This is a genomic window from Pseudomonas sp. PDM20, assembly GCF_014852575.3.
Taxonomy (GTDB): Bacteria; Pseudomonadota; Gammaproteobacteria; order Pseudomonadales; family Pseudomonadaceae; genus Pseudomonas.
Genome location: NZ_CM181224.1, coordinates 869,940 through 894,850 on the forward strand (window position 1 = coordinate 869,940; position 24,911 = coordinate 894,850).

The 24,911-nt window shown below is 67.1% G+C and carries 23 protein-coding genes; 8 read left to right on the forward strand and 15 right to left on the reverse strand.

Annotated features, from left to right (window positions below; genetic code table 11):
- Nucleotides 1–34: 34 nt before the first annotated feature.
- From IB261_RS04275 to eat, 11 genes are all read right to left on the reverse strand, one after another.
- A complete protein-coding gene (locus IB261_RS04275; RefSeq protein ID WP_081517244.1) occupies nucleotides 35–919 on the reverse strand; it encodes a substrate-binding periplasmic protein in 885 nt (294 codons plus the stop codon).
- 101 nt (nucleotides 920–1,020) lie between these two features.
- Nucleotides 1,021–1,485 carry a GNAT family N-acetyltransferase gene (locus tag IB261_RS04280; RefSeq protein ID WP_081517245.1) on the reverse strand — a complete coding sequence of 155 codons (465 nt, stop codon included), beginning with the start codon at nucleotides 1,483–1,485 and terminating at the stop codon, nucleotides 1,021–1,023.
- Between the two features lie 122 nt (nucleotides 1,486–1,607).
- Complete coding sequence (locus IB261_RS04285; protein WP_192382201.1) at nucleotides 1,608–2,069, reverse strand: type IV pilin protein; 462 nt, start codon at nucleotides 2,067–2,069, stop codon at nucleotides 1,608–1,610.
- Nucleotides 2,066–5,503 carry a pilus assembly protein gene (locus tag IB261_RS04290; protein WP_192381531.1) on the reverse strand — a complete coding sequence of 1,146 codons (3,438 nt, stop codon included), beginning with the start codon at nucleotides 5,501–5,503 and terminating at the stop codon, nucleotides 2,066–2,068. Before IB261_RS04290 ends, IB261_RS04285 begins: the two co-directional genes overlap by 4 nt.
- Nucleotides 5,490–6,035, reverse strand: a complete 546-nt coding sequence (locus tag IB261_RS04295) for a hypothetical protein (RefSeq protein WP_192381532.1) — start codon at nucleotides 6,033–6,035, stop codon at nucleotides 5,490–5,492. Before IB261_RS04295 ends, IB261_RS04290 begins: the two co-directional genes overlap by 14 nt.
- Nucleotides 6,032–6,778 (reverse strand): PilW family protein, encoded by a 747-nt coding sequence (locus tag IB261_RS04300; RefSeq protein WP_192381533.1) that lies wholly within the window; start codon nucleotides 6,776–6,778, stop codon nucleotides 6,032–6,034. Before IB261_RS04300 ends, IB261_RS04295 begins: the two co-directional genes overlap by 4 nt.
- Entirely contained in the window at nucleotides 6,775–7,380 is a 606-nt protein-coding gene (gene pilV, locus IB261_RS04305; RefSeq protein WP_192381534.1) for a type IV pilus modification protein PilV, read from the reverse strand. Before pilV ends, IB261_RS04300 begins: the two co-directional genes overlap by 4 nt.
- Nucleotides 7,371–7,895, reverse strand: coding sequence for a GspH/FimT family pseudopilin (locus IB261_RS04310; protein ID WP_192381535.1), 525 nt, complete (start codon nucleotides 7,893–7,895; stop codon nucleotides 7,371–7,373). Before IB261_RS04310 ends, pilV begins: the two co-directional genes overlap by 10 nt.
- 201 nt (nucleotides 7,896–8,096) lie before the next feature.
- Complete coding sequence (eutC, locus tag IB261_RS04315) at nucleotides 8,097–8,903, reverse strand: ethanolamine ammonia-lyase subunit EutC (protein WP_081517252.1); 807 nt, start codon at nucleotides 8,901–8,903, stop codon at nucleotides 8,097–8,099.
- A gap of 15 nt (nucleotides 8,904–8,918) precedes the next feature.
- Nucleotides 8,919–10,313 carry an ethanolamine ammonia-lyase subunit EutB gene (locus IB261_RS04320; protein WP_192381536.1) on the reverse strand — a complete coding sequence of 465 codons (1,395 nt, stop codon included), beginning with the start codon at nucleotides 10,311–10,313 and terminating at the stop codon, nucleotides 8,919–8,921.
- 11 nt (nucleotides 10,314–10,324) lie between these two features.
- Complete coding sequence (eat, locus tag IB261_RS04325; protein WP_192381537.1) at nucleotides 10,325–11,689, reverse strand: ethanolamine permease; 1,365 nt, start codon at nucleotides 11,687–11,689, stop codon at nucleotides 10,325–10,327.
- A gap of 361 nt (nucleotides 11,690–12,050) precedes the next feature.
- Here eat and qhpR point away from each other — a divergent pair, with 361 nt between their 5' ends.
- Nucleotides 12,051–13,103, forward strand: a complete 1,053-nt coding sequence (gene qhpR / locus IB261_RS04330) for an AraC-like transcriptional regulator QhpR (protein WP_138520227.1) — start codon at nucleotides 12,051–12,053, stop codon at nucleotides 13,101–13,103.
- A 267-nt stretch (nucleotides 13,104–13,370) separates the two neighbouring features.
- On the opposite strand, the gene exaC is transcribed toward qhpR, so the two are convergent.
- Nucleotides 13,371–14,891: an acetaldehyde dehydrogenase ExaC gene (gene exaC / locus IB261_RS04335; protein ID WP_081517256.1), complete on the reverse strand. Its 1,521-nt coding sequence runs from the start codon at nucleotides 14,889–14,891 to the stop codon at nucleotides 13,371–13,373.
- Between the two features lie 339 nt (nucleotides 14,892–15,230).
- Between exaC and IB261_RS04340 the strand changes: the two genes are divergently transcribed.
- From IB261_RS04340 to IB261_RS04355, 4 genes are all read left to right on the forward strand, one after another.
- A complete protein-coding gene (locus IB261_RS04340) occupies nucleotides 15,231–17,147 on the forward strand; it encodes a sigma-54-dependent Fis family transcriptional regulator (RefSeq protein WP_192381538.1) in 1,917 nt (638 codons plus the stop codon).
- A gap of 229 nt (nucleotides 17,148–17,376) precedes the next feature.
- A complete protein-coding gene (gene mpl, locus IB261_RS04345; RefSeq protein WP_151189361.1) occupies nucleotides 17,377–18,729 on the forward strand; it encodes a UDP-N-acetylmuramate:L-alanyl-gamma-D-glutamyl-meso-diaminopimelate ligase in 1,353 nt (450 codons plus the stop codon).
- A gap of 2 nt (nucleotides 18,730–18,731) precedes the next feature.
- Nucleotides 18,732–19,361 carry a flavin prenyltransferase UbiX gene (gene ubiX, locus IB261_RS04350; protein ID WP_081517259.1) on the forward strand — a complete coding sequence of 210 codons (630 nt, stop codon included), beginning with the start codon at nucleotides 18,732–18,734 and terminating at the stop codon, nucleotides 19,359–19,361.
- Complete coding sequence (locus tag IB261_RS04355; RefSeq protein WP_081517260.1) at nucleotides 19,345–19,638, forward strand: YceK/YidQ family lipoprotein; 294 nt, start codon at nucleotides 19,345–19,347, stop codon at nucleotides 19,636–19,638. Before ubiX ends, IB261_RS04355 begins: the two co-directional genes overlap by 17 nt.
- Nucleotides 19,639–19,876: 238 nt before the next feature.
- Here the strand turns inward: IB261_RS04355 and IB261_RS04360 are convergent, their stop codons facing one another.
- The 3 genes from IB261_RS04360 to IB261_RS04370 all read right to left on the reverse strand — a co-directional run bounded on the left by IB261_RS04360 (nucleotide 19,877) and on the right by IB261_RS04370 (nucleotide 22,828).
- On the reverse strand, nucleotides 19,877–20,518 hold the full coding sequence (locus tag IB261_RS04360; RefSeq protein WP_192211148.1) for an oxidoreductase: 642 nt from the start codon (nucleotides 20,516–20,518) through the stop codon (nucleotides 19,877–19,879).
- A 30-nt stretch (nucleotides 20,519–20,548) separates the two neighbouring features.
- Entirely contained in the window at nucleotides 20,549–22,279 is a 1,731-nt protein-coding gene (locus tag IB261_RS04365; RefSeq protein ID WP_192224618.1) for a C13 family peptidase, read from the reverse strand.
- 93 nt (nucleotides 22,280–22,372) lie between these two features.
- Nucleotides 22,373–22,828, reverse strand: a complete 456-nt coding sequence (locus tag IB261_RS04370; protein ID WP_045217066.1) for a MaoC family dehydratase — start codon at nucleotides 22,826–22,828, stop codon at nucleotides 22,373–22,375.
- Between the two features lie 179 nt (nucleotides 22,829–23,007).
- On the opposite strand from IB261_RS04370, the gene IB261_RS04375 reads away from it, so the two are divergent.
- The 3 genes from IB261_RS04375 to IB261_RS04385 are packed head-to-tail and all read left to right on the forward strand — an operon-like array spanning nucleotide 23,008 to nucleotide 24,692.
- Nucleotides 23,008–23,370, forward strand: coding sequence for a CidA/LrgA family protein (locus IB261_RS04375; RefSeq protein ID WP_045217069.1), 363 nt, complete (start codon nucleotides 23,008–23,010; stop codon nucleotides 23,368–23,370).
- Nucleotides 23,370–24,083 (forward strand): LrgB family protein, encoded by a 714-nt coding sequence (locus IB261_RS04380; RefSeq protein WP_081517263.1) that lies wholly within the window; start codon nucleotides 23,370–23,372, stop codon nucleotides 24,081–24,083. Before IB261_RS04375 ends, IB261_RS04380 begins: the two co-directional genes overlap by 1 nt.
- Nucleotides 24,084–24,101: 18 nt before the next feature.
- On the forward strand, nucleotides 24,102–24,692 hold the full coding sequence (locus IB261_RS04385; protein WP_192381539.1) for an LON peptidase substrate-binding domain-containing protein: 591 nt from the start codon (nucleotides 24,102–24,104) through the stop codon (nucleotides 24,690–24,692).
- Nucleotides 24,693–24,911 lie beyond the last annotated feature (219 nt).

Here is a 24,911-nt window from a genome sequence, read left to right on the forward strand (position 1 = left end):
GCAATGCCTTGTGACAAATGCCCGGCGCACGGCCCTAGAGCAGGCTCGCCTGCCAGCTCAGCAGGTCCGTTGTCGTCCGGGGAGTCAGGGTGGCCCCGTGCTGATCGCTGGTCGCCGGCAATTGCTCGGCCAGCGGATGCGCGGCAACTTCGCGGGTGTTCATCGCGCTTTCCAGATGAGCTTCGGCGATCAGTTGCTGAAGACGACCGCTGCGGCGCAGGGTGCGCAGGCCGCGGTCGAGGCTGGCAGCCAGGGCCTCGCCTTCGGCGCGCTTCTTCGGCACCAGCACGTAGAGCGGCTTGACCTCCAGCGGCGGGTCGACGAACTCCAGTTGCTCGCGCAGCGCCGGGGCGTTCTGGCTGAGCAGCTGGTAGCCGGTATAGCGGTCCACCACGGCCAGGTCGATGCGCCCGCGCAGGAGTTTTTCCAGGTTCTGCCAGTCGCTGCTCACCACGTCCTTGTTGAGGAAGTCGGCGGCGTCGAAGCGCTCCTGATTGACGTAGCCGCGCACCACGCCGATGCGGTACGGGCGCAGGGTGTCGAGGTCGCGCGGGTTGATCGGCAGGGCGCGGTCGCGGCGGCGGAAGAAACCGAGCTGGGAGTCCAGCAGCGGCATCGAGGTGTAGAAGTCCTGGCTGCGGTCTGGCGACAGGTAGGCCGGCATCAGGGCGTCGAAGCGGCCTTCGCGGGTTTCGTTCAGGGCCCGTTGCCAGGGCAGGAAGACCAGTTCTGCCTTGTCGCCATTGAGCGCCAGGGCTTCGTTCAGGATGCGGCTGGCCAGCCCGTTGCCCGGCAGGTCGCTACCGACGTAGGGCGCCCACTCCAGGGTGGCGACGCGCAGGGTCTGCGCCTGTGCGTTGGCGCCCAGGAAGGCGAGACAGAGACAGGCGGTGCGCAGAACAAGCAGGGAAATGCGCATGGGATCCCTTCATGCGGAGGCCGCGGTGATTCCGCTGATTGCACTCTAATGCGCCGGGCCCGCCGATGCCAGCGGGCCGCTCCACACCTTGCAGCAGGGTCTCAGTTGAGATCGTCGCTGATCGGCAGGATGTAGTTCTTGAACTCGCTGTCCTCGCGGAAACCGATGGACTCGTAGACCTTCTGCGCCACTTCGTTGTTGACGCTGGTGGACACGCGCATGCGCACGGCCTGGGTTTCGCGGGCCATCTGCCGGGCGGTCTGCAGCAGATGGTCGGCGACCAGCTGGCGGCGCGCCTCTTCGGCGACGTAGATGTCGTTGAGGATCCACACGCGCTTGAGCGACAGCGAGGAATAGCTCGGGTAGAGCTGGCAGAAGCCCAGCAGCTTGCTGTCATCGTCATCCGGCAGGGCCAGGTAGATCACCGATTCCTTGCGGCGCAGGCGCTTCTCGAGGAATTTTCGCGAGGACTCGGGGTAGGGGAGCATGCCGTAGAACTCGCGATATTTGACGAACAGCGGCGCGAGCAGATCGAGGTGGTCGAGCGTGGCTTGCACGATGCGCATAAGCGGGCCTCGGCGGGAGGTGAGTGGGCTGGCAGGGCAATGCAGGGGCTATGCCAGTGGATAGCCGTTGGTCCGATGCTGCACCAGAATTTGTTGAAAGCGCAATCCAAGCGAGCGTTTGATCAGCGCCAGCAACTGTCGACGCTTCCTGCGCTCACGCCGCGGGTGCCTCGCTCGTCCAGGGTGAAGTCGCCGCAGTCCGAGTCGCCCGCCTGAGTGCCCCGTCGCAGGGCAGTCAGGCGAAAGCGGCGCGTGTCGCCTTGGGGATGCTCAGCGGCCAGTTCGTACAGCTGGTGCGTCGAAAGGCGCTTGCCGTCCGCCGATAGCGGGTAGGTGAACGCCAGCTTCGCGGGATCGTCGGTGTACTTGCTGTATTGCGCCAGGTAGCGCTCCTGCTGGGCCGCGGCATCGCGCAGGAGGGTCTGCGCCTCGCTGCGGTTGGCCCGCAGGATGAACTGGCGGTAGCTGGGAATGGCGATACCGGCGAGCAGGGCCAGGATGGAAACCACCACCATCAGTTCGACCAGAGTGAATCCGCCAGCTTTCGCGATGTGCGGCGCAGGTGCCGAAGGCAGGGCTCTCATGGGTAACTCACGGGCAGGTTGTAGTTCATGATCCGCCAGTTGAAGCGGCCCTGGTTCACCGGGTTGAACAGCTGCACGGGGAGACGGTTTCCATCCGGGGTGTAGAGGCTGTCGCCGATGCGGGTCACCGGTCCGTCGATGCGCATGCCGCTGGCGGTCTCGCTGAAGGAGCCGTCGCCCACCAGGTCGAACACGTTGAAGTCCAGTGCACCGCCGGTATTCGGGTTCACTGCCAGCAGCCAGTAGGTGATGCCTGCGCTGCACGGGTCGGCGTTGGGTTGGCCGACGGTGACGAACAGTACATCGCCGAGCATGAAGGGCTGGTCGAGGACCCGCTCGCCATCAGCCAGATCGAAGTACCAGCCACGGATTCCAACGCCGCGCTTGCCACTGCTGTCCCAGGCCACGGGGGTGCTGCTCAGTTGGCGGACCTCGCTGGTGCCGGCGCTGTGGGTGACGGTTTCCTGGGTCAGTGTCTGGGCCTGCAGATCGGAAAGCTTGTTCAGCGCGGCAGGCGCGCCGGCTCCGTCGACGTGGGCGAGGTAGTCGGTCTGGTCCCAGAAGCCGTACAGGGACTGGCGGCTGACCGCGCCTTCCTTGTCGCCCCCCTCGAAGTACTTGCCGGTGCCGGCGATCACCAACTGCCCGCCGCGTGGATGCTGGGTGACTTCGCCGGCGGCGCTCAGCGGCTGGCCGCGGCTGCCGGGGATGCTGGTGAGCACGCCGGAAGCGACGTCGAGGCCGGCCTGCCGGTAGAGCTGGCCCTGCAGGCTGCCGTAGTAGCGCTGGGCGAGTTCGCCGGGACTGTCGGCGCGGGTCCAGGCGACCGTGCTGCCGACCTCGCCGTCGCCAGCGGCGGACTGGCTGGCAGCGCTGATGCGTCCATCCTCCAGGCGGATCGACAGTGAGTAGCCCTTGGCGGTGTCGTAGCCGTTTCCGCTGAGCACATAGGCAACCCCGTCGGAGAAGGTGATCACCGGCCGATCGAGCACGTAGCCGAACTCGATGTCCTTGCCGTCCTCGCTGCTGGCGCTGCCTGCGTACTCCCAGAGCAGGCGGGGCTGGTCGGCGTTGGTGATGTCCAGGGCGAACAGGCCGCGCCCGCCGCGTCCGGGCGCCATGACCAGCACGGTGTGCCAGCTGCCATCAAAATGCACATCACGGGTGACCGCGCTGCCGTCGACATAGAAACGGTGCAGGCTGTTGGTGTTTTCCTCTTCCGAGCGCGCGGCGTAGTGGGTGTCGGAGAGGTAGTTGAGCTGTCCGTACACGGCGGCGGGAATGAAGGCCCAGCGCTCCCGACCGGTCTCGTCGAAAGCGTGCAGCATGCCGTCGTTGGCGCCGACGTAGAGACGACTCTCGCGAGTGGCATTGGCTTGCCGGAAGGCGTCGTAGCCGGTCGCGCCGGAGGCTTTCTCCAGGTAGTAGGTGACCGCGGATGGCGGGCCGACGACCACGGGCGAGGAGTAGATGATGTCACCCAGCAGATGGTTGCGGGCGCGGAAGGTGTTGCCTTCATCGCTTCGATCGCCGCGTAGCCAGGCGACGCGTTTCTCTCCCAGGTGGTCCTCACGCTGGGTACCCGGAGTGCGGTTGAGCAGCTGTTGCTGCTGGGCCGCGAGGTTGCCCCAGGTGAAGGCCTGCAGGTGACCCTTGGCACTGTCGGGTGCGGTATTGGTGTAGATGCTGCGGCTGGCCGGTGAGCGCTGGTTGAGCTGGTTGCGGAACGACAGCGCGGAGTTCGCCTGGGTATTGCCCTGGGCGTCGAGGCGGTACTGCAGGATGTCGCCGCTCCAGTCGGTGGGTTGGTAGCTGGCGCGATAGAGGTGGGTGTCGGTGCTCAGCGAGGTGGAGCTGGCGCCGGCGGCAGCCACCGCCAGCTGGTTGCTGGAGATGCTGCTGACGATGGCCTGGAAGGCCTTCACCAGTTCGCTGGTGGAGTCGGCGCTGAAGAATTCGCCGCGGGAGTTCAGCGCGCCGTGCCAGAGCGCGGCCACCTTGCCTTCGTTGGCGGTGACGGTCATGCCGTCGAGGCTGGTGCTGGCGCTCGGGTTGGGCCAGCTCCGGGTGCCGTCGAGCAGTTGCCGATAGGAGCCGGAATAGGTGTCGCCGTCCCACTGCAGGTACTTCAGCGTCGGGCCGAGCCCCAGGCCTACGGTGTAGGTGGTGATGTGCTGCCAGGTGGCCGGGTCGTTCTTCGGGTTCCAGTAGTCGTTGCCGTCGCGAAAGCGCGGTGGAACCTTGTTTTCCAGGTCGCTGCGGGCGTCGGTGGCCCAGCCGAGGAAGATGTTGTCGGCCAGGGTGTTCGACCATTTGTCCTGATAGGGCGCCGTCGCCGTGAAGGCGGTGCCGTCGGGCAGGGTTCGCGCAGTGCCGTCGGCGTTGCTGCCGCCGGAGCCGTCGCCGAAGCCATCGGTCATCAGCAGGTGGTAGCTGGGCCGGCAGGCGTACTCGGTCTTCAGGTCGCGGGGGCTGCCCGGCGCACGGGCGTAGGGGTTATAGGCGGTGGTGTTGCTCAGGTAGCTGTTGACCCGGTTCTGCGCCGTCCCCAGGGGCGTGCCGCCGCTGGCGGCGAGGCGGCTGGTGAAGTTGAAGAAGTCGGCCTTGTGCTGGCCGGCGAAGGCCGCGAGGGTCTGGTTGCCGCAGGCCGTGGAGTTCAGGTTGAAGTTGGTGTTGTAGCAGCTGTTCAGCGCCTGCCAGGTCACCCGGATGTGCTCGGGCAGGTCGAACAGCGCCAGGTTGGCGGCGGTGCGCGTGGCGAGTTGGCGGGTACGGTAGAAGGAAAACCAGTTGGCGTAGTTCTGCTTCTCTTCCGCCGTGCTGACCCAGTGCGGGGTGAAGCAGGTGCGGGTGCAGGCGCTGGCGCTGGTGAACGACGAGTCCGCCGCGCAGTTCTGCACGGCACTGAGGCTGCTGGTGGCGACATTGCGCGCGTGCGGGCAGGACGCGTTGAACTGGTAGTAGTGGGCGTAGCGCTGGTAGCTGTCGGTGCTGTTGACCGGTTGGATTGCGTTCTGGCCATAGCCATTGCCGGTATTGCGGTTCAGGTCGACGGTGCCGGTCTGGATGGTGAGAAAGCCGTCGTAGTAAGCCTTGTCGAAGCTGGTGACGTAGCGCTCGCTGACGATCCGGCCGCCGCTGAAGGTGACCTTCCACGGCGCCTCGTAGGTGATGTCCGGGTTGTAGTACATCGGGTTGTAGGCGGTGGAACGGTTGGCGATGCTGTAGGAGCTCATGCCATCCGGGGTGTAGGCGCTGGTCATGCTGCCGGAGTCGTCGAGGGTAACGATCAGGTTGGGCGAGACGCCTTCCACCAGGAACAGCGGCGCCTGGCTCGGGGCTGCGGCTTGCGCATCCGTGCAGGTGAGCAGAATCGCCAGGCCGGCCAGTACGGCGCGGTGGGACGACGAGTGGAGCTGGTCAGCGCTGGACACGGGCGTACTCCTGTAGTCGGACCAGGGCCTGGTCGGTGATGCCGGTGGAAAGGGCGTTCATCTGCAGCAGCAGGGTGCCATTGCCCGCCAGGCAGTCGGCCATGGCACTGGAGGAACGGCTCTCGCATTGCGCGGCGACGTACCAGCGCGGTGCGCTGCTCAGTTCCGCCAGTTGGTCGGGGTTGGCCAGGTCGTTGCCCCGGTAGGTGCGCGCCCGTGGCAGCAGTGCGCTGCTGGCGGCATTCTCCGGTTCGAGCCAGAGTCGGTCGCACAGCAGGACCTGTTGCTGGTTCTGCGCGGTGCTGATGCAGGTGTCGGCCTCGCCCACGGCCATCGACGGGCTGTAGCGGGTCCGCGCCAGTGCTTCGCTGATCGCCGAATCGGCGCCACCCAGCGCCGCCTGGTAGTCCCTCGTCTCGGCCAGGCTGTTGTCCAGCAGCAGGCCGCTGCGCAGGTTGCCCAGGGTCAGGATGCTCAGCGCCAGCAGCATGAGCAGGGCGATCAGCAGGGTCTGGCCGCGTTGCCGGTTCATGGCTGGTTCCTCAGGTAGAGCGTCTGCGCAAAGGCGCTGCACAGGCCGCGCGCGCCGGTGTTTTTCGTCGTCGCGGGGTTCAGCGGGTCCTGGTAGGTGCAGTTTTCGGGCAGCAATGCGCGGGTGGAGGTGACCACCAGGCCGGCGCGGAGCTGGTTGGTCGAGCCGACCGCGAACATCAGGTCGTGGATGCCGCTGGCAAGGGCGACCTCACCGGCGGACAAGGCGTTGTTGGTCTTGCACAGCAGCTCGCCGTCGACCAGTCGCAGGTGGCTGACCAATACCGGCGGACTGCCCGTGTCGTCATCGCTGTAGAGCGAGGCGCCGGTGCAGTCCTGGTGTACCTGCGCATCGCTGCGCTGTGGGCGCTGGTAGCGCAGGCACAGGCCGCGGCCGCCGGCATCCAGGCTGGCGATCTTGCCGGCGCCGAAGACGCAGCCGGTGGCTGTGTCGGTCAGCGCCGGGAAGGGCCCCTCGCGGTCGATGACGAAGTCGTACTGCTGCTCGTCGGCATCGCTGGCGTGGCGCACCCAGGTGCTGTAGCCGGCATGCCCGCTCTCGCGCTGCAGCAGGTCGAGGATGAAACGGGCATTGGCCTGGTTCTGCTGCTGGGCGTGGTTGAAGGCGGCGTGATCGCTGCCCGACAGGTAGATCTGCAGCACGCCCAGCAGCACCATCACGCCCAGCGCAATGGCGACCATCAGCTCGATCAGGGACAGGCCGGTCTGGCGCTGCGGGCTCATGGCTGGAAACTCAGTCGGTAGCGCTCGACACCGCCGCCATCGCTGCCGGAAAGGCAGGCCGCATCGTCATCGTCAGCGGTGGTCGGGCTGCCGGCCTGGCAGTTGCGGCTGTGCCAGGCCAGCTGGATCAGCAGCAGCGGCTGGCGCGAACCGGCGTCGCAGGCCTTGCCGTCGCGGCTGGGGCAGATGAAGGTGGCATCGCTCAACAGCGCATCGTCGGTGTTGAGCTTCAGGCGCAACTGTTCGACCCAGCAGGCCAGTTCGCGCCTGGCCCGGTCCGCCTTGCCCAGGCCGCTGGTAGCGCAGCTCTGGCCACTGCCGAGGCTGGGAAAGCTGCTGCCGGCCGGGACCAGGTAGGCCGCGTCGGTACTGAGCTTGCCCTTGCTGACCAGCGCCTCGCGATTGGCCTGGATGCTGCGGGCAAGGTCCGCGGCCAGCAGGAGGGCGTTTTGCCGCTGCTGGCTGTCGTGGCTGTAGGCGATGCTGCGGCTCTGCAGCGCCAGCAGGCCGAGCAGGGCGACGCTGGTAAGCATCACCGCCACCATGACCTCGATCAGATAGAAGCCCCGCTGAGCCGCATGGGATCGGCGCGTCAGTCGCATGGAGCCACCGCTCCGCCGCGCTGCAGGCAGACCTTGCTCGAATAGCCGCCGGCGGTCAGGGTGAAGACCCGCGGGAAGCTGCCGCTGGCGCTGCCCATGGCGACGCCGTTGCCGTCGAACTCCAGTGCTCCCGCCGGCTCCTGGGTGATGAGCACCGCGCCGGAATCATCGAGCCGGGTCCTGCGCAACTCGATCTCCCGATGGCCCTCCAGATCGCCGCCGCGCAGTCGACCGATGCTCAGTTCGGAGGTCCAGTCTGCGCTGCTCTGCGGAGTCACTCGCACCGGCTGCTGGCCGATCTGCGCCTGGACGCGGGCGTACTGCAGCACCGCGACCAACTGCTTGCCGGTGCTCTGCGCGCGGTTGCGATTGATCAGCAGGTCGAAGGAGGGCACCGCGATGCCCAGCAGGATCGCCAGGATCGCGATGGTCACCATCGCTTCGATCAGGGTGAAGCCACGCTGAGCTCGCCGGGGGCTGACCGGAGCGTGCAACTGAGTGTTGGGTGAATCCATCGTCTCGCCATCGTCATGAAACGCCGTGCGCTGGCGCTTCCTGTGGTGCGCCGGGCACGGACCTTGATGGCGTGGTTTTTATCGTGACGGTTGGCGAGGGTGATTTAAGACGATTCTTAAAGAGGGCGGCCCGCTGCGCGGCATGTGGTCGCGTTCACGCTACGGGCGATGCAGGGCTGTCCGGCTCGGCTTGCCGATGACTCAGCCACCGATAAGAAAGTTGCCAGTTCTGCCGGCGCTTTCGGCCTCCAGTGCCGGGAGTTCTGCTTCGTCCTTCAGGTTCACCCCCGACAGCTGCCGGCGGCAGGCTTCGCGCATCAGGTAGAGCAGGCGGTGGGTGGCGAGGCCGTAGCTCAGGCCTTCCAGCCGCACGTTGGAGATGCAGTTGCGGTAGGCGTCGTTCAGGCCGACCTTCGGCGCCCAGGTGAAGTACAGGCCCAGGCTGTCGGGCGAGGACAGGCCGGGGCGCTCGCCGATCAGGATCACCACCATCTTCGCCCGCAGCAACTCGGCGACTTCGTCGGCCACGGCGACCCGGCCTTGTTGCACCAGCGCGACCGGCGACAGGCTCCAGCCTTCGTTGCGCGCCTGTTCTTCCATGCGTTCGAGGAAGGGCAGGCTGTGACGTTGCACCGCGAGCGACGAGAGTCCGTCGGCGATCACCACGGCGAGGTCATAACCCTGCGGGTGACGGTCAGCGTGGCGACGCAGAATCTCCACCGATTCCTCGTTCAGCCGGCGGCCCAGGTCAGGGCGTTGCAGGTAGGTGTCGCGGTCGGCGGCGGCACTATGCAGCAGCAAGGTGTCGCGGCCGCGCTCGGCCAGTTGCGCGGCGAGGCCGTCACGCTCGAAGGGCAGGTGCACGGCGTCGCGCGCCTGGGCGTGGGCGAACTGGAAGTCCAGTTGCGCGCCGGTCGGCAGGCTGGTGCCGGCGCGGCCCAGGGCGATGCGCGCGGAGGTCAGGCGGCGCAGTTCCTGCCAGGGGTTGGGGGTGAAGCTGTCGCTCATCGAAAACTCCTCCACTCAGGACAGTTGCGCGAGTGCGTGGCGGAAGGCGCCGGGAAGCTGGCCGGCCATCTGCACGCGGCCATCCTGCTGGCGGAGGATCTCCATGCGCGCAAGCCACGCCTCGAACTCCGGCGCCGGCCGCAGACCCAGCGTCTGGCGCGCGTACAGCGCGTCATGGAAGGAGGTGGTCTGGTAGTTGAGCATCACATCGTCGGAGCCGGGGATGCCCATGATGAAGTTGATGCCGGCCACGCCCAGCAGGGTCAGGAGCATGTCCATGTCGTCCTGGTCGGCTTCGGCGTGGTTGGTGTAGCAGATGTCGCAACCCATGGGCACGCCGAGCAGCTTGGCGCAGAAGTGGTCTTCCAGGCCGGCGCGGATGATCTGCTTGCCGTTGTACAGGTATTCCGGGCCGATGAAGCCGACCACGGTGTTCACCAGGAACGGCTTGAAGTGCCGCGCCACCGCGTAGGCGCGGGTCTCGCAGGTCTGCTGGTCGACGCCGTGGTGGGCATTGGCCGACAGCGCGCTGCCCTGGCCGGTCTCGAAGTACATGAGGTTGTCGCCGAGCGTCCCGCGCTTCTGCGACAGCCCCGCTTCGTAGCCTTCCTTGAGGATCGCCAGGTTCACGCCGAAGCTGGCGTTGGCCGCCTCGGTGCCGGCGATGGACTGGAACACCAGGTCCAGCGGCGCGCCCCGGTTGATTGCCTCGATGGAGCTGGTGACGTGGGTCAGCACGCAGGACTGGGTGGGAATCTCGTAGCGCTGGATGATCGCGTCGAGCATCTCCAGCAGGGTGCAGATCGACTGCAGGCTGTCGGTGGCCGGGTTGATGCCGAGCATGGCGTCGCCGTTGCCGTAGAGCAGGCCGTCGAGCACGCTGGCGGCGATGCCGGCGGGATCGTCCGTCGGGTGGTTGGGCTGCAGGCGTGTGGACATGCGTCCGCGCAGCCCCATGGTGTTGCGGAAACGGGTGACCACGCGGATTTTCTGCGCGACCAGCACCAGGTCCTGCACACGCATGATCTTCGATACCGCGGCTGCCATCTCCGGCGTCAGCCCGGGCGCAAGGGCGCGCAGGCTGGCTTCGTCGGCGGCATCGCCGAGCAGCCAGTCGCGCAGGCCGCCCACCGTGAGGTGGCTGACCGCCGCGAAGGCCTGGCGGTCGTGGCTGTCGATGATCAGCCGGGTGACTTCGTCGCTCTCGTAGGGGATCAGCGCCTCGTCGAGGAAGTGCTTGAGCGGGATGTCGGCCAGCGCCATCTGCGCGGCGACGCGCTCGGCGTCGCTGCCGGCGGCGACCCCGGCGAGGCGGTCGCCGGAGCGCGCCGGGCTGGCCTTGGCCATCACCTCGCGCAGGCTGTCGAAGCGCCAGGTCTGGCCACCGACGCTGTGGACGAATCCGGACATGGCGCTACTCCTCAGCCCTGGCTGGCGAACGATGCGTCGGTGCCGCGATTGAGGCTGATGACGATGCTGCAGATGGAGCAGCCGCCGATCATCAGCACCAGGAACATCGAGGCGATGACACTGTTGAACCAGAGCATGGCGGCCAGGCAGACCAGCGCCAGGACCAGCGCGATGGCCGGCACCATCGGGTAGCCCGGCGCGCGGAAGCTGCGCTCCAGGTCCGGCTCACTGCGGCGCAGCTTGAACAGGCTGAACATGCTCGTCATGTACATGACGATGGCGCCGAACACGCTCATGGTGATCATCGCCGCGGTCAGGGTCATGCCCTGCAGGCTGATCAGGCCGTCGCTGAAGATCGCCGCGATGCCCACGGCGCCGCCGGCGAGAATGGCGCGGTGCGGGGTCTGGAAGCGCGACAGCTTGGCCAGGCTACGCGGCAGGAAGCCGGCGCGGGCCAGGGCGAAGAACTGCCGCGAGTAACCCAGGATGATGCCGTGGAAACTCGCCACCAGGCCGAACAGGCCGATCCACACCAGCATGTGCATCCAGGTCGAGTTGTTGCCGACCACGGCTTTCATCGCCTGCGGCAGCGGGTCGTTGATGTTCGACAGGGCGCGCCAGTCGCCCACGCCGCCGGCGAAGATCATCACGCCGATGGCCAGGGTCACCAGGGTCAGGATGCCGGCGATGTAGGCGCGCGGGATGGTGCGTTTCGGGTCTTTCGCCTCCTCGGCGGCCATGGCCGCGCCCTCGATGGCGAGGAAGAACCAGATGGCGAAGGGGATCGCGGCAAAGATGCCGGCCATGGCGGTGGAGCCGAATACATCCGAGCCGGCCCAGCCGTTGAGCACGAAGTTGCTGAAGCTGAAGCCCGGTGCGACCACGCCCATGAACACCAGCAACTCGGCCACTGCCAGCACGGTCACCACCAGTTCGAAGGTGGCGGCGATGCTTACGCCGAGGATATTCAGGGTCATGAAGATCACATAGGCGCCGGTGGCCGCCCACTTCGGATCGAGGCCGGGGAACTGCACGTTGAGGTAGGCGCCGATGGCCATGGCGATGGCCGGCGGGGCGAAGACGAATTCGATCAGGGTGGCGATGCCGGCGATCATCCCGCCGGTCTTGCCGAAGGCCCGCAGGCTGTAGGCGAAGGGCCCGCCGGCGTGGGGGATGGCGGTGGTCAGCTCGGTGTAGCTGAAGATGAAGCAGGTGTACATCACCGCGACGATCAGCGTGGTGACGAGGAAGCCCAGGGTACCGGCGGCGGCCCAGCCGTAGCTCCAGCCGAAGTACTCGCCGGAGATCACCAGGCCCACGGCGAGCCCCCAGAGGTGAAGGGTGCCAAGCGTTGGTTTGAGTTGTGATGCGCTCATTGTTGTTATTCCTCTCTCCGCAAGGGATAGGCCGCAAGTGGGGCGGGCCGCAGGGGCGTGGACGGATACCTGAGACTCGATGGTAGTGGCGCACTGCCGCGCAAGACTTGACCGCTGGAACCGGCTTTCGCCGTGCAGGGTCAACTGGTTGTTACCCATTGCCCCACCGTGCGCACGGTGCTCGCTTCTGGTGCCGGAAATCGCCCGTCTGCCCCGTGCTGTGGCAGCTGCAGGCCAGGCGCGGCGACGTGTCGGGGTTGTTGGTAGCGATCGGCGAGGCACGGGATTTGCTTTGTTTTCTCGTTCCCTGTTCCCGCGTGCGACGTGCCCCGAGCACCTCATAACAAGATCGGTAACCGACATGAGCCAGCCTCTGTTTTCCCCGTCCGGCCTGAGCCTGCCCCTGGCCAGCAACATCGGCGTGCTGTCCGCTGCCGCCAGCGGCCTGGGACGCTTCATCGGCGACCAGGGCGGCGACATCGACCGCGTCTTCGGTCGCGCCGGCATCGACCCGGAGCGCCTGCTGCATCCGACCCTGAGCCTGGCGCTGACCAACTACTGCCAGGTGCTGGAAGAGGCCGCGCGACAGTCGGGCTGCGACAACTTCGGGCTGCGCTACGGCGAGCAGTTCCGCCCCCGCGAGCTGGGCCTGCTGGGCTACGTCGGGCTGTGTTCGGAAACGCTGGAAGAGGCGCTGAAGAACTTCGCTGCCGCCTTCCCCTACCACCAGCACGACACTCTGATCCGTCTGGTGGATTGCGGCGAGTGCTATCGCTTCGACTACCAGGTTCGCCACGGCGCGATCCTCGACCGCCGCCAGGACGCCGAGCTGACCTTGGGCATGGCACTGAACCTGATGCGCCACGCGCTCGGCCCCGAGTGGGCGCCGCGTGCGGTGAGCTTCGAGCACGCGCGGCCGGAAGGCTGGCAGGAACATGGGCGGGTGTTCGATGCGCCGGTGCTGTTCCAGCGCGGCTGCAATTCGATGCTGATTCCCAAGCGTGACCTTTACGGCCGGCAGATGCCCGAGCGCGACGCCAACCTCTTGTTCCTGGTGCAGGACGTGATCCGTCGTCTGGGCGAGCAGGGCGGTGCGCCGAATCTGGTGGAGGACGCCGGCACCCAGATTCGCCTGGCGCTGGCGGATGGCGAGCCGTCGCTGGAGATCATTGCCGAACAACTGGAGCTCACCACCGCCGGCCTGCAGCGACGCTTGCGCGAGGCCGGGCTGAGCTTCAGCCAGCTGGTGGAAAACACTCGTCGCGAGCTGGCGCTGCACTACCTGCGGCAGCCGCAACGGCCGATCTCCGAACTGGCGCCGCTGCTGGGCTACTCCGAGACGAGCGCCTTCTCCCGCGCCTTCCGCCGCTGGTTCGGCGTGAGCCCGCGGCAGTGGCGTAGCGACGCCAGCTGAGGTTTTTCATTGCAGGAGCGGGCTTTGCCGGCGGCCTGCATACGGATCGCGGGCATGGCCCGCTCCTACAACAGCTTGGTGGCCTGTTATCCCTTGTAGAGCGGATAACCCGTGCCGCGCGGGGGCTATGCACGATGCCCAATCTGCTCCTGCGAATGGCATCCATCCGAGCCTTTTGCGGACATAAAAAAGCGCGGCCCAAGGGCCGCGCAAGGATCGATGTGAGGAGGTGCCCGGCTCGCGGCGGGCGGGTGGCTCAGAACAAACTCAGAAGAAGCCCAGCGGGTTGATGTCGTAGCTGACCAGCAGGTTCTTGGTCTGCTGGTAGTGGTCGAGCATCATCTTGTGGGTCTCGCGGCCCACGCCGGATTTCTTGTAGCCGCCGAACGCAGCGTGCGCCGGGTAAAGGTGATAGCAGTTGGTCCACACGCGGCCCGCCTTGATGCCGCGGCCCATGCGGTACGCGCGGTTGATGTCGCGAGTCCATACGCCGGCGCCCAGGCCGTACTCGGTGTCGTTGGCGATGGCCAGTGCTTCGGCCTCGTCCTTGAAGGTGGTGACGCCCACCACCGGCCCGAAGATTTCCTCCTGGAACACGCGCATCTTGTTGCTGCCCTTGAGCAGGGTCGGCTGGATGTAATAGCCGGTGGAGAGATTGCCGTCGAGCTTCTCGACCGAGCCGCCGACCAGGATCTGTGCGCCTTCCTGCTGGGCGATGTCGAGGTAGGAGAGGATCTTCTCGTACTGCTGCTGCGAGGCCTGGGCGCCGACCATGGTGTCGGTGTCCAGCGGGTCGCCGCGCTTGATGGCCTTCACCTTCTTCATCACCACGTCCATGAACTGCGGGTAGATGGACTCCTGCACCAGCGCGCGGGACGGGCAGGTGCACACCTCGCCCTGGTTGAAGAAGGCCAGCACCAGGCCTTCGGCGGCCTTCTCGATGAAGGTCGGCTCGGCCTGCATGATGTCTTCGAAGTAGATGTTCGGGCTCTTGCCGCCCAGCTCCACGGTGGACGGAATGATGTTCTCGGCGGCGCACTTGAGGATGTGCGAGCCCACCGGGGTCGAGCCGGTGAAGGCGATCTTGGCGATGCGCTTGCTGGTGGCCAGCGCCTCTCCCGCTTCTTTACCAAAGCCCTGGACGACGTTGAGCACGCCCTTGGGCAGCAGGTCGCCGATCACTTCCATCAGCACGCAGATGCCCAGCGGGGTCTGCTCGGCCGGCTTGAGCACGATGCAGTTGCCGGCGGCCAGGGCCGGGGCGAGTTTCCACGCGGCCATCAGCAGCGGGAAGTTCCACGGGATGATCTGCCCGACCACGCCCAGCGGCTCATGGATGTGGTACGCGACGGTGCTGTCGTTGATCTCGGCGGCGCTGCCTTCCTGCGCGCGGATGCAACCGGCGAAGTAGCGGAAGTGGTCGGCGGCCAGCGGGATGTCGGCATTCAGGGTTTCGCGGATCGGCTTGCCGTTGTCCCAGGTCTCGGTGACGGCCAGCAGTTCCAGGTTCTGTTCGATACGGTCGGCGATCTTCAGCAGCACCAGCGAACGGTCCTGCACCGAGGTGCGGCCCCAGGCATCGGCGGCGGCGTGGGCGGCGTCCAGCGCCTTGTCGATGTCCTCGGCGGTGGAGCGGGGGAACTCGGCGATGGGCTGGCCATTCACCGGCGAGGTGTTGGTGAAGTACTGACCCTTCACCGGCGGGACGAATTCGCCGCCGATGTAGTTGCCGTAGCGCGCCTTGAACGAAACGATGGCGCCTTCGCTACCGGGATGGGCATAACGCATGGTCGGATCTCCTGGGTCTTGTGCTTGTTGGGGAGGACGTTGAACAAGCGTAGAGCAAGGGCCGGGCCATGCCAGTGAAAGGCACGCCGCGCATGGGCTGGACGGGCAACGGGCGATGCTCCGGAAAGCGCGCTGTTGCGCCGCTGGCACAGTGCCGGGTGACACTTTGTCCCGTTTTCGTGACAGTCGTGACCTGACGGTCGGCCAGGCGTTGCATTGGGCTGGCGCGTGGGGGATGCTGTCCTGCGTTCCATCGCTTTCTGTAGGAAGAGAAAGGTCCTGCAAGACTTCGTTGGAATTCGGGGCTGCCTCCCCGTCCCCAAGCGGAGAACAACAAGAATGCGCGCCAACGATTTGAGCCGCCACGCCCGCCAGGTCATGACCGTGGCCGAGGGCAAGGCCCCCGCCGGTGCCCCCGGCGCGGACCCATCGATCGCCCGCTCCTGGATGCGCTGCCTGGAGCAATACCACCTCGACCCGGCGCAGCCCATGGCGCCGGCCGTGCTGGAGCACGCGCGCATGCTCGAAGTCCGCGAGCGCCACCGCCAGGTGCTGGAGATCGCCAGCGACGAGATGAACAGCCTGCACCAGCAGCTGTCCGGCGCCGGCCATGCGGTGCTGCTCACCGATTCCCGCGGGGTGATCCTCAACTGCGTCAGCGAAGCCGCGGAGCGGCGCACCTTCGAGCAGGCCGGGCTGTGGCTCGGCGCCGACTGGAGCGAAGCCCGCGAAGGTACCAACGGCATCGGCACCTGCCTGGTGGAGCGCCAGGCGCTGACCATTCACCAGGACGAACATTTCCGCAGCCGCCACACCGGCCTGACCTGCTCGGCCAGCCCGGTGTTCGACCCGCAGGGCGAACTGCTGGCGGTGCTCGACGTTTCCTCCGCGCGCCGCGACGTGTCGCGGCAGAGCCAGTTCCACACCATGGCGCTGGTCAACCTCTCGGCCAAGGCCATCGAGAGCTGCTACTTCCTGCGCCATTTCGAGGACCAATGGCTGCTGCGCTTCCACCTGCAACCCGACGGCCTCGGGTTGTTCAGCGAAGGCATGCTGGCCTTCGGCGGCGACGGGCGCATCCGCGCGGCGAACCAGAGCGCCATCAACCTGCTCGGCAGCCGCCGGGAAAGCCTGATCGGCCGCTCGCTGGAGCAGTGCTTCGATTGCCGGCTGGACGACCTGTTCAGCCGCGCCGACCCGCATCCCAACGCCAGCTGGCCGCTGCGCACCCACGCCGGGCGCACCCTGTATGCGCTGCTGCGCGGCAAGCGGCCCATCGCCGCCGCGCCGGTCCTGCCACGCGCGCCTCTGGCGAAAGGCTTGTGTATCGACGACCCGCAACTGGCCCACGATTTCCGCCGTGCGCTGAAGGTCTACGCCCACGACGTGCCGCTGCTGCTGCAGGGCGAGACCGGCACCGGCAAGGAGGCTTTCGCCCGCGCCGTGCATCTGGGCGGCGAGCGCGCCGGCAAGAGCTTCGTCGCGCTGAACTGCGCGGCGATTCCCGAAACCCTGATCGAGAGCGAACTGTTCGGCTACCGCGGCGGCAGCTTCACCGGTGCGCGCAAGGAAGGCATGCGCGGCAAGCTGCAGCAGGCCGATGGCGGCACGCTGTTCCTCGACGAGATCGGCGACATGCCGTTGGCGCTGCAGACCCGCCTGCTGCGCGTGCTGGAAGAGCGCCAGGTGGTGCCCATCGGCGGCGAACCGCAGGATGTGGATATCCGCCTGATCAGCGCCAGCCACCGTGACCTGGAAGCACTGGTAGCCGCCGGGCAGTTCCGCGAAGACCTCTACTACCGCCTCAACGGCCTGGTGGTTGCGCTGCCGCCGCTACGCGAGCGCGAAGACCGCTGCGCACTGCTCGACCATCTGCTGGCCGAGGAGAGCAAGGGCTGCAGCGTGCGCCTGGACGACGACGTGCGTCGGCACCTGCTGGACTTCCCCTGGCCGGGCAACGTGCGCCAGTTGCGTAACGTGCTGCGCACGCTCTGTGCACTGTGCGACGGCGGCCGCATCCAGATGGCCGACCTGCCGCCGGACCTGCGCCGCGCGCCGGCTGCCGCCGCGGCTCCGGTCGCCTTGGCCGGGGAGGGCGGTGACACCCTTGGCGCTGCCGAACGCAACGCGCTGCTGGAGGTGCTCGAAGCGCAGCGCTGGCACATCAGCCGTGCCGCGCAGCAGCTGGGCATCAGCCGCAATACCCTGTACCGCAAGCTCAACCGCCACGGCCTGAGCCGGAAAAGCCTCTCGTAGGATGGGTGGAGCGCAGCGATACCCATGCTGACCCGGTTCCCGGAATCGATGGGTATCGCTTCGCTCCACGCCATCCTACGTATCGTTCCCGTGACGACTTTCCCCGGCCTGCGGGAACCGCCTCCCCACCTCGTCGTCTGATGCCCCGGCGGCGGGCCGCGCGGGGGTGCGCTGTGCTACTCTGCCGCCCATTCGAAGTGCCTTCAAAGGCTTGATTGCAGGAGTCTGCATGCATATCCACATCCTCGGCATCTGCGGCACCTTCATGGGGTCGCTGGCCGTCCTGGCCAAGGAACTGGGCCACCGCGTGACCGGCTCCGACGCCAACGTCTACCCGCCCATGAGCACCCAGCTGCAAGCCCAGGGCATCGAGCTGATGCAGGGCTACGACCCCGCGCACCTGGAGCCGGCACCGGACCTGGTAGTGGTCGGCAACGCGCTGTCGCGCGGCAACCCGGCAGTGGAATACGTGCTGAACAAGGGCCTGCCCTATGTCTCCGGCCCGCAGTGGCTGGCCGACCACGTGCTGCAGGGCCGCTGGGTCCTGGCGGCCGCCGGCACCCACGGCAAGACCACCACCAGCAGCATGCTGGCCTGGGTCCTGGAGCACGCCGGCATGAGCCCGGGCTTCCTGATCGGCGGCGTGCCGCAGAACTTCGGGGTCTCCGCGCGCCTGGGCGGCACTCCGTTCTTCGTGGTCGAGGCCGACGAGTACGACAGCGCCTTCTTCGACAAGCGCTCCAAGTTCGTCCACTACCACCCGCGCACGGCGATCCTGAACAACCTGGAGTTCGACCACGCGGACATCTTCCCCGACCTCGCGGCCATTGAGCGGCAGTTCCACCACCTGGTGCGGACCATCCCCGGCGAAGGCCTGGTCATCCACCCGACGTCCGAGACCGCACTCAAGCGTGTGATCGACATGGGCTGCTGGACGCCTGTGCAGACCACCGGCGAAGGCGGCCAGTGGCAGGCGCGTCTGCTCAGCGAAGACGGCTCGCACTTCGAGGTGCTGTTCGACGGCAAGGCCCAGGGCACCGTGGACTGGGAACTGACCGGCCAGCACAACGTTGCCAACGCCCTGGCTTGCCTCGCGGCGGCCCGCCATGTCGGCGTGGTGCCGGAGCTGGGTTGCGCCGCGCTGTCGGCCTTCAAGAGCGTCAAGCGGCGCATGGAGAAGGTCGCGGAAGTGCAGGGCGTGACCATCTATGACGACTTCGCCCACCACCCGACTGCCATTGCCACCACCCTCGACGGCCTGCGCAAGCGCGTCGGCGATGCCAAGGTGATCGCCGTGGTCGAACCGCGCTCCAACTCCATGAAGCTCGGTGCCCACCGCGACGGCCTGCCGGAGTCCGTGGTGCAGGCCGACAACGTGTTCTGGTACGCGCCGCCGAACCTCGGCTGGGACCTGGCGGCCACCGTCGCCAGTTCCACGGTGCCCACGCAAGTGTGCGATTCGCTGGAAGCCATCATCGAGGGCGTGAAGGCCATCGCCACGCCGGGCACCCAGGTAGTGGTCATGAGCAACGGCGGATTCGGCGGCCTGCACGGCAAGCTGGCCAAGGCGCTGGAGGGCTGAACATGGCCGGAGCCGAACGCGTCACCCTCGCCATGACCGGCGCCTCGGGCGCCCAGTACGGCCTGCGTCTGCTCGACTGCCTGGTGCAGGAAGACCGCGAGGTACACTTCCTGATCTCCAAGGCCGCGCAACTGGTGGTGGCCACCGAGACCGACGTGACCCTGCCGAGCAAGCCGCAGGCGATGCAGGCTTTCCTGAGTGAATACACCGGCGCCGCGCCGGGGCAGATTCGCGTGTACGGCAAGGAAGACTGGATGGCCCCGGTGGCCTCCGGTTCCGGCGCGCCGAGTGCGATGGTGGTGGTGCCCTGCTCGACGGGGACGCTCTCGGCGATTGCCACGGGCGCCTGCAACAACCTCATCGAACGCGCCGCCGACGTGGCGCTGAAGGAGCGCCGCCAGCTGATCCTGGTGCCGCGCGAGGCGCCGTTCTCCAGCATCCACCTGGAGAACATGCTCAAGCTGTCCAACCTGGGCGCGGTGATCCTGCCGGCCGCTCCGGGCTTCTATCACCAGCCGCAGACGGTCGACGACCTGATCGACTTCGTCGTCGCGCGCATCCTCAACCAACTGGGTATTCCCCAGGACATGCTGCCGCGCTGGGGCGAACACCATCTTGTCAGCGACGAATAAGCTTCTCGCCGCCCTGTTGCTGTTGCAACTGGGCGGTTGCGCCACCGTGAAGACCCTCAACGACAGCCGCCCCGGCGATCCGCTGATCTATGCCGGCACCCGGCTGGACTGGTATTCGCTCAATGGCGGCTGCTGCCCGAAGGACCACTTCGGCACCGACGCGCCGGCCTACCCCGGTCTCGACCTGCCCGGCAGCGCGCTGCTGGATACCTTGCTGCTGCCGCTGTCGATTGCCGCAGAGCTGGGCGTCGGCCTGCAGGTGTGGGGCGGGAACTGATCCGCTACTGCTGAACGTCAAGGGATACCCATCCTACGAGAGCATGCGTATCCAGGGCTGTCCCGCGCAGAACGGTGGGCTTGCCTGTAGGAACGGGCCGCGCCCGCGACCGCGGACAAAGTCCGCGTTCACTTGAGCGCACATTGCGACCGGGTGGATGGACACTCTCTGCAAGGGCGCCTGCCGGCGCCTTCGCGGGCATGGCCCGCTCCTGCAGGGTGTTCCACTGGACGGCGGGTTACTTGCCCAGCTTGCGCAGTTCGTCCGACTCGACGATACGCACGCCCTTGCCCGGTTCCAGGGCCAGGCGCCACAGCGCACGGGCCAGGGCGATGGCTTCGATGCCGTGGAGCTTGCCCGGCAGGATGCGCGAGAACGGCGCGGCGAGCAGTTCGGCCAAGCGGACTTCCTCGCGCTGCCCCAGCAGCAGCGACGGCCGCGCGATGGTCAATTGCTGCCAGCCTTGCTGGCGCAGCGCATCTTCCAGTTCGCCCTTGGTCCGGCTGTAGAAGATCGATGACTTGCTGTCCGCGCCCAGCGCGCTGACCACGATGTAGTGCCGGGCGCCCAGGGCCAGGCCGCGCTCGCCCAGGGCCAGCGGCAGGTCGAAATCGACGCTGCGGAAGGCCTCTTCGGAGCCCGCTTCCTTGAGTGTGGTGCCCAGGCAGCAGAATAGGGTGTCCACCGGCGTGGTCAGGTGCGGGATGAGCTCAGCCAGCGGGCCGATGGGATTGTCCAGGCGTGGGTGCTCCGCCAGCTTCCTTCGGGCCGGGGCGATGACGCGCTTGACCGTGGGCTCGTTGAGCATGCGGTCGAGCAGATGCTCACCGGTCAGGCCGGTGGCGCCAGCTAGCAGGATATTCGTCGGTTTCGAGTACATCTGTGTTTCCCCTCTGACACACCTTCCAGCTTAGTTCTCGCCCTGTCCTTTTGCCTGCGCATCGTTGCTGCCGAGCGCCAGGGCTCCGTGCGTCTGTTGCGCACGCAGGGCCTGCCAGCGAGTAATGACCGCATCCGGCGCCCAGAGTTGCGGTTCCGATGGCTCGAACTCTTCCTCCTTCTCGCGCTTGGCCACGGTGGCGCTGGCCAGCTTGAACGCCTGCCTGAGGTCGTCGGTCTGCTGGAAGGCCTTGGCAAAGAGCGCATCGCCGAAGTAGGTGAAGTCGGCCTCCTCGGAGCAACCGAAGGACACTCGGTCGCTGCGCGCGGCGGTCATGATCAGGGTCTTGTCGTCCTTGAGCGCGGGGATGAAGCCGCCGCTGTAGCAGGCGGAGATCACCAGCACCTTGGTGCGGTCCTTGAGCGGGGCGAGCAGGTTGGCCAGTTCGCTGGCCGGCAGGTCGTCGAGCTTCAGGCCGGGCATGTCCAGCACCAGTTGGTGGTCATGGGAGCCGTGGCTGGTCAGGTAGATGAACACCAGGTCTTCCGGGCCGCTGCGCTGCGCGATGGTGCGCAGGGTGCGGGCGAGGGTTTCGCGGGTGGCCATGGGACGGTCGGCGAGGTGATCGCGGTGGTTCACCAGGCGCACCACGCCGCGCGCACCAAAGCGGTCACCGAGCAGGTTGGCGACGTAATCGGCCTCGCGCAGGAACACGCTCTGCTTGCCGTCGCCGCCCAGGCTGACGCCATAGAGCTCGATTGCCGGGGTGGACTGCGGGACCGCGGCCAGGGCTTTCTCCAGCATGGCGCCCTGTTCCAGCAAGCCGACTTCCAGCGGATTGGGCAGTGTTTTGCCGGCGGCGTCCTGGCGCAACTGGCCGGCGCTCCAGGTGCCTTTCTGCACGCTGCCGTCATGGCGGGTGAGGGTGCCGGCGCCGGAGTACTCGCCACGGGCGAAGCCGCCGCTGTAGGTCTGGCCGTCGGCCCTGGTCAGGGTGCCCTGGCCGTCGAAGCGCCAGAAACGGAAGTCGCCCTTGTAGCGGCTGCCATCGGCGCCGATGAACTCGCCCGGCCCGCTCAGCGCGCCGGCCTTGAAGCGGCCGAACCAGACATCGCCGTCAGCGTTCTGGAAGCGTCCGGTGCCGTCGAACTGGTCGTTGCGGAACTCGCCGGCGTACTGGTCGCCCGCATCGTCGCGGAAGATGCCCTTGCCTTCGAGCACGCCGTTCTTGAACGGGCCGCTGTACTGGTTGCCGAGGCTGTCGCGGCGGGCCCCTTCACCGTTGGCTTCACCACGGGAGAAGGCGCCCTGGTGGCGGGTGCCATCGGCTTGTTCGAGGCTGCCCAGGCCCTCGTAGCGACCCTTGCGGAAGCCGCCGCTGTAGGTGGTGCCGCCCTGGGAAATCCGCCCTTCGCCGTCGAACTCGCCGCGCTTGAACTGGCCCTCGTAGAAGCTGCCGTCGGCGTACTGCAGGCGGCCACGCCCTTCGAACAGGCCGTCGCGGAACTCGCCTTCATAGCTCGTGCCGTTGCCGTCGTTCCACTTGCCCTGGCCGCTCTGCAGGCCCTTGTCGAAGCCGCCCTCGTACCAGGCGCCGTTGCTGTAATCCAGCCGCCCGGGCCCTTGCAACTGGCCGTTCACCAGCTCGCCACGGTAGCGCGCGCCGTCGGGCAGGCGGGCATCCGGGGGCGTTAGCGGTTCGCCTTCGCCGCAGGCAGTCAGGAGCAGGGCAAGGCTCAAGGGCAGGAGTTGGCGTGGCATCGGGACTCTCGAATCGACGGTGGGGCGCAGAGTGAGTGTGACGTAAAAAAGCCCGCGGACGCGGGCTTTTTTCTCAGCGCTGTGCCAGAGCCGTCAGACGAAGCACAGGCTCAGCGATTCGGCGATGTAGGCCGGCTTGGGCAGGCCTTCGATCTCCAGGGTGCAGCGGGCCTTGATCAGCCACTGGCCGGGGTTCTTCTCGGTGATGTCGGTGATGGTCACCTGCAGGCGCACGCGCGAATCCACCGGTACCGGCTGGATGAAGCGCACGCTGTCCAGACCGTAGTTGACCACCATCTTGGGGTTCTCCGGCAGGACCAGCAGGCCCTCGCAGAGCTTGGGGATCAGCGACAGCGACAGGAAGCCGTGGGCGATGGTGCCGCCGAAGGGCGTCTTCTTCGCCTTTTCCGGGTCGACGTGGATGAACTGGTGGTCCTCGGTGCACTCGGCGAACTGGTTGATGCGCTGTTGATCGACGGTGATCCACTGCGAATGGCCCAGGTCCTTGCCGATGTAGTCCTTCAGTGCGCTTACGGGTACGAATGCCATGTTTCCTCCGGGGATATCGTTGTTCTTCTAATGCGGCCTGCGTAAGAGTCCGACAACAGATCAGCATGGGGTCCGCGGCCGGTCAAGCCGCAGCGGCATTCATGCTTTGGGCGAATGCCGAGCCATAGCGGTCGCCGGGCGGGCATAATGGCGGCTCCTTGCGCTGGAGATGCTCCCTGATGTTGCTACGCGGCCTGACCTGGCTGGTGCTGTTCCAACTGCTCGGCACGGGCCTGAATGCTCTCATCCTGCACATGATTCCCGGCCCCATCATTGGGCTGGTGCTGCTGTTCGCCTTCCTGGTGTGGAACGGCGAGGTGAGCAAGCCGGTGAACGAGGCGGCCGCCTCGCTGCTGCGCTACCTGCCGTTGCTGCTGGTGCCGGCGGCGGTGGGCGTGATGGCCTACGCGAAGCAGATCGCCGCGGACTTCTGGGCCATCGCCGGCGCCCTGGCGCTGTCGCTGCTGGTGTCCTTCGTGTTCGCCGGCTGGCTGATGCAGAAGCTCATCGACCGCCAGCGCAAGCAGAAGGAGGGCGCGTGATGTTCGACTGGCAAGGCGCGCTGAACTCCGTCATCCACCATCCGCTGTTCTGCGTCGGCGTCACCCTGGGTGCCTACCAGCTGGCCCTGGCCGCCTACGAGCGCACGCGCTGGGTGTTCCTGCAGCCGGTGCTGGTGTCGATGCTGATGGTCATCGCGGTACTGCTGGCCTGCGGCATCGACTACGCGGAATACAGCAACAGCGCCAAGGTGCTGACCATCCTGCTCGGTCCCGCTACCGTCGCGCTGGCGGTGCCGCTGTTCCTCAACCTCAAGCGCATCCGCCAGCTGTTCTGGCCGACCCTGATCACCCTGCTGGTCGGCGGCCTGTTCGCCACTGCACTGGGCATCGGCCTGGGCTGGCTGTTCGGCGTCGACCACGAGTTGCTGATGAGCCTGGCGCCCAAGTCGGTGACCTCACCGATCGCCATGCTGGTGGCCAGCCAGATCGGCGGCGTGGCGGCCCTGGCGGCGGTGTTCGTGCTGATCACCGGCGTGCTCGGCGCCATCCTCGGCCCGGAGCTGCTGCGCCGCTGCGGTGTGCATCACCCGGCTGCGCAGGGTATGGCGCTGGGCATGACTGCCCACGCCGTGGGCACTTCCCGCGCCCTGCAGGAGGGCGAGGAATGCGGAGCCTTCGCCGCCCTGGCCATGAGCCTGATGGGCGTGGCCACCGCTGTGCTGCTACCGTTGGCGGTAGCGCTGATCGCCTGACGAATCGACGGAGTGTCCATGAGTTTCCCGCTGTTCCCCCTCAACACCGTGCTGTTTCCCGGCTGCCGCCTCGACCTGCAGATCTTCGAGGCGCGTTACCTGGACATGATCGGCCGCTGCATGAAGCAGAACGGCGGATTCGGCGTGGTGGCCATCGTCGAGGGAGGGGAGGTCGGCGATGCGCCGGAGCGTTACAGCCTGGTCGGCTGCGAGGCGCATATCCGTGACTGGCAGCAACGTCCCAACGGCCTGCTGGGCATCCGTGTCGAAGGTGGGCGGCGTTTCCGCGTGCTCTCCGCCAACGTGCAGACGGACCAGTTGACGGTGGCCGAAGTGGAGTGGCTGGACGAGCAACCCGACCAGCCGCTGACCAAGGAGCATGACGACCTCGCCGCGCTGCTCGAGGCGCTGTCCATGCACCCGATGGTTTCCGCGCTGGAGATGGGCGGGGAGGTCAACGGCCAGCAGGCACTGGCCTGCCAGCTCGCCTACCTGCTGCCCTTCGAGCGCGACCAGAAGCAGGTGCTGCTGGAGATGGACGACCCCACCGTGCGCCTGGCGCGCATCCAGGTACTGCTGGAGCAGTTGCAGGGCGACTTCGTCGCCTGACACGCTGGCTCACCCTGCACTCCGCCGCACACTGTAGGAGCGGGCCATGCCCGCGAAGGCGCCGACAGGCGCCGTTGCCGGGAATGCCCATTCAACCCGTCGGTGCGGTGTGATCATGGAAACGCGGACCTTGTCCGCGATCGCGGGCATGGCCCGCTCCTACAGGGATACATCGGCGCGCCGATTGGTCCGCAGAAGCACAAGGCCCGCGAATGCGGG

What these genes read in the sequence shown, in the direction of transcription:
- qhpR (WP_138520227.1), top strand. Translation starts at nt 12,051, where the DNA reads ATGAGCCAGCCTCTGTTTTCCCCGTCCGGCCTGAGCCTGCCCCTGGCC.
- exaC (WP_081517256.1), bottom strand. Translation starts at nt 14,891, where the DNA reads ATGCGTTATGCCCATCCCGGTAGCGAAGGCGCCATCGTTTCGTTCAAG.
- IB261_RS04300 (WP_192381533.1), bottom strand. Translation starts at nt 6,778, where the DNA reads ATGAGCCCGCAGCGCCAGACCGGCCTGTCCCTGATCGAGCTGATGGTC.
- IB261_RS04375 (WP_045217069.1), top strand. Translation starts at nt 23,008, where the DNA reads ATGTTGCTACGCGGCCTGACCTGGCTGGTGCTGTTCCAACTGCTCGGC.
- IB261_RS04320 (WP_192381536.1), bottom strand. Translation starts at nt 10,313, where the DNA reads ATGTCCGGATTCGTCCACAGCGTCGGTGGCCAGACCTGGCGCTTCGAC.
- IB261_RS04295 (WP_192381532.1), bottom strand. Translation starts at nt 6,035, where the DNA reads ATGAACCGGCAACGCGGCCAGACCCTGCTGATCGCCCTGCTCATGCTG.
- IB261_RS04385 (WP_192381539.1), top strand. Translation starts at nt 24,102, where the DNA reads ATGAGTTTCCCGCTGTTCCCCCTCAACACCGTGCTGTTTCCCGGCTGC.
- IB261_RS04275 (WP_081517244.1), bottom strand. Translation starts at nt 919, where the DNA reads ATGCGCATTTCCCTGCTTGTTCTGCGCACCGCCTGTCTCTGTCTCGCC.
- IB261_RS04280 (WP_081517245.1), bottom strand. Translation starts at nt 1,485, where the DNA reads ATGCGCATCGTGCAAGCCACGCTCGACCACCTCGATCTGCTCGCGCCG.
- pilV (WP_192381534.1), bottom strand. Translation starts at nt 7,380, where the DNA reads ATGCGACTGACGCGCCGATCCCATGCGGCTCAGCGGGGCTTCTATCTG.
- IB261_RS04310 (WP_192381535.1), bottom strand. Translation starts at nt 7,895, where the DNA reads ATGGATTCACCCAACACTCAGTTGCACGCTCCGGTCAGCCCCCGGCGA.
- ubiX (WP_081517259.1), top strand. Translation starts at nt 18,732, where the DNA reads ATGGCCGGAGCCGAACGCGTCACCCTCGCCATGACCGGCGCCTCGGGC.
- eat (WP_192381537.1), bottom strand. Translation starts at nt 11,689, where the DNA reads ATGAGCGCATCACAACTCAAACCAACGCTTGGCACCCTTCACCTCTGG.
- IB261_RS04340 (WP_192381538.1), top strand. Translation starts at nt 15,231, where the DNA reads ATGCGCGCCAACGATTTGAGCCGCCACGCCCGCCAGGTCATGACCGTG.
- IB261_RS04360 (WP_192211148.1), bottom strand. Translation starts at nt 20,518, where the DNA reads ATGTACTCGAAACCGACGAATATCCTGCTAGCTGGCGCCACCGGCCTG.
- IB261_RS04285 (WP_192382201.1), bottom strand. Translation starts at nt 2,069, where the DNA reads ATGAGAGCCCTGCCTTCGGCACCTGCGCCGCACATCGCGAAAGCTGGC.
- eutC (WP_081517252.1), bottom strand. Translation starts at nt 8,903, where the DNA reads ATGAGCGACAGCTTCACCCCCAACCCCTGGCAGGAACTGCGCCGCCTG.
- IB261_RS04365 (WP_192224618.1), bottom strand. Translation starts at nt 22,279, where the DNA reads ATGCCACGCCAACTCCTGCCCTTGAGCCTTGCCCTGCTCCTGACTGCC.
- mpl (WP_151189361.1), top strand. Translation starts at nt 17,377, where the DNA reads ATGCATATCCACATCCTCGGCATCTGCGGCACCTTCATGGGGTCGCTG.
- IB261_RS04370 (WP_045217066.1), bottom strand. Translation starts at nt 22,828, where the DNA reads ATGGCATTCGTACCCGTAAGCGCACTGAAGGACTACATCGGCAAGGAC.
- IB261_RS04380 (WP_081517263.1), top strand. Translation starts at nt 23,370, where the DNA reads ATGTTCGACTGGCAAGGCGCGCTGAACTCCGTCATCCACCATCCGCTG.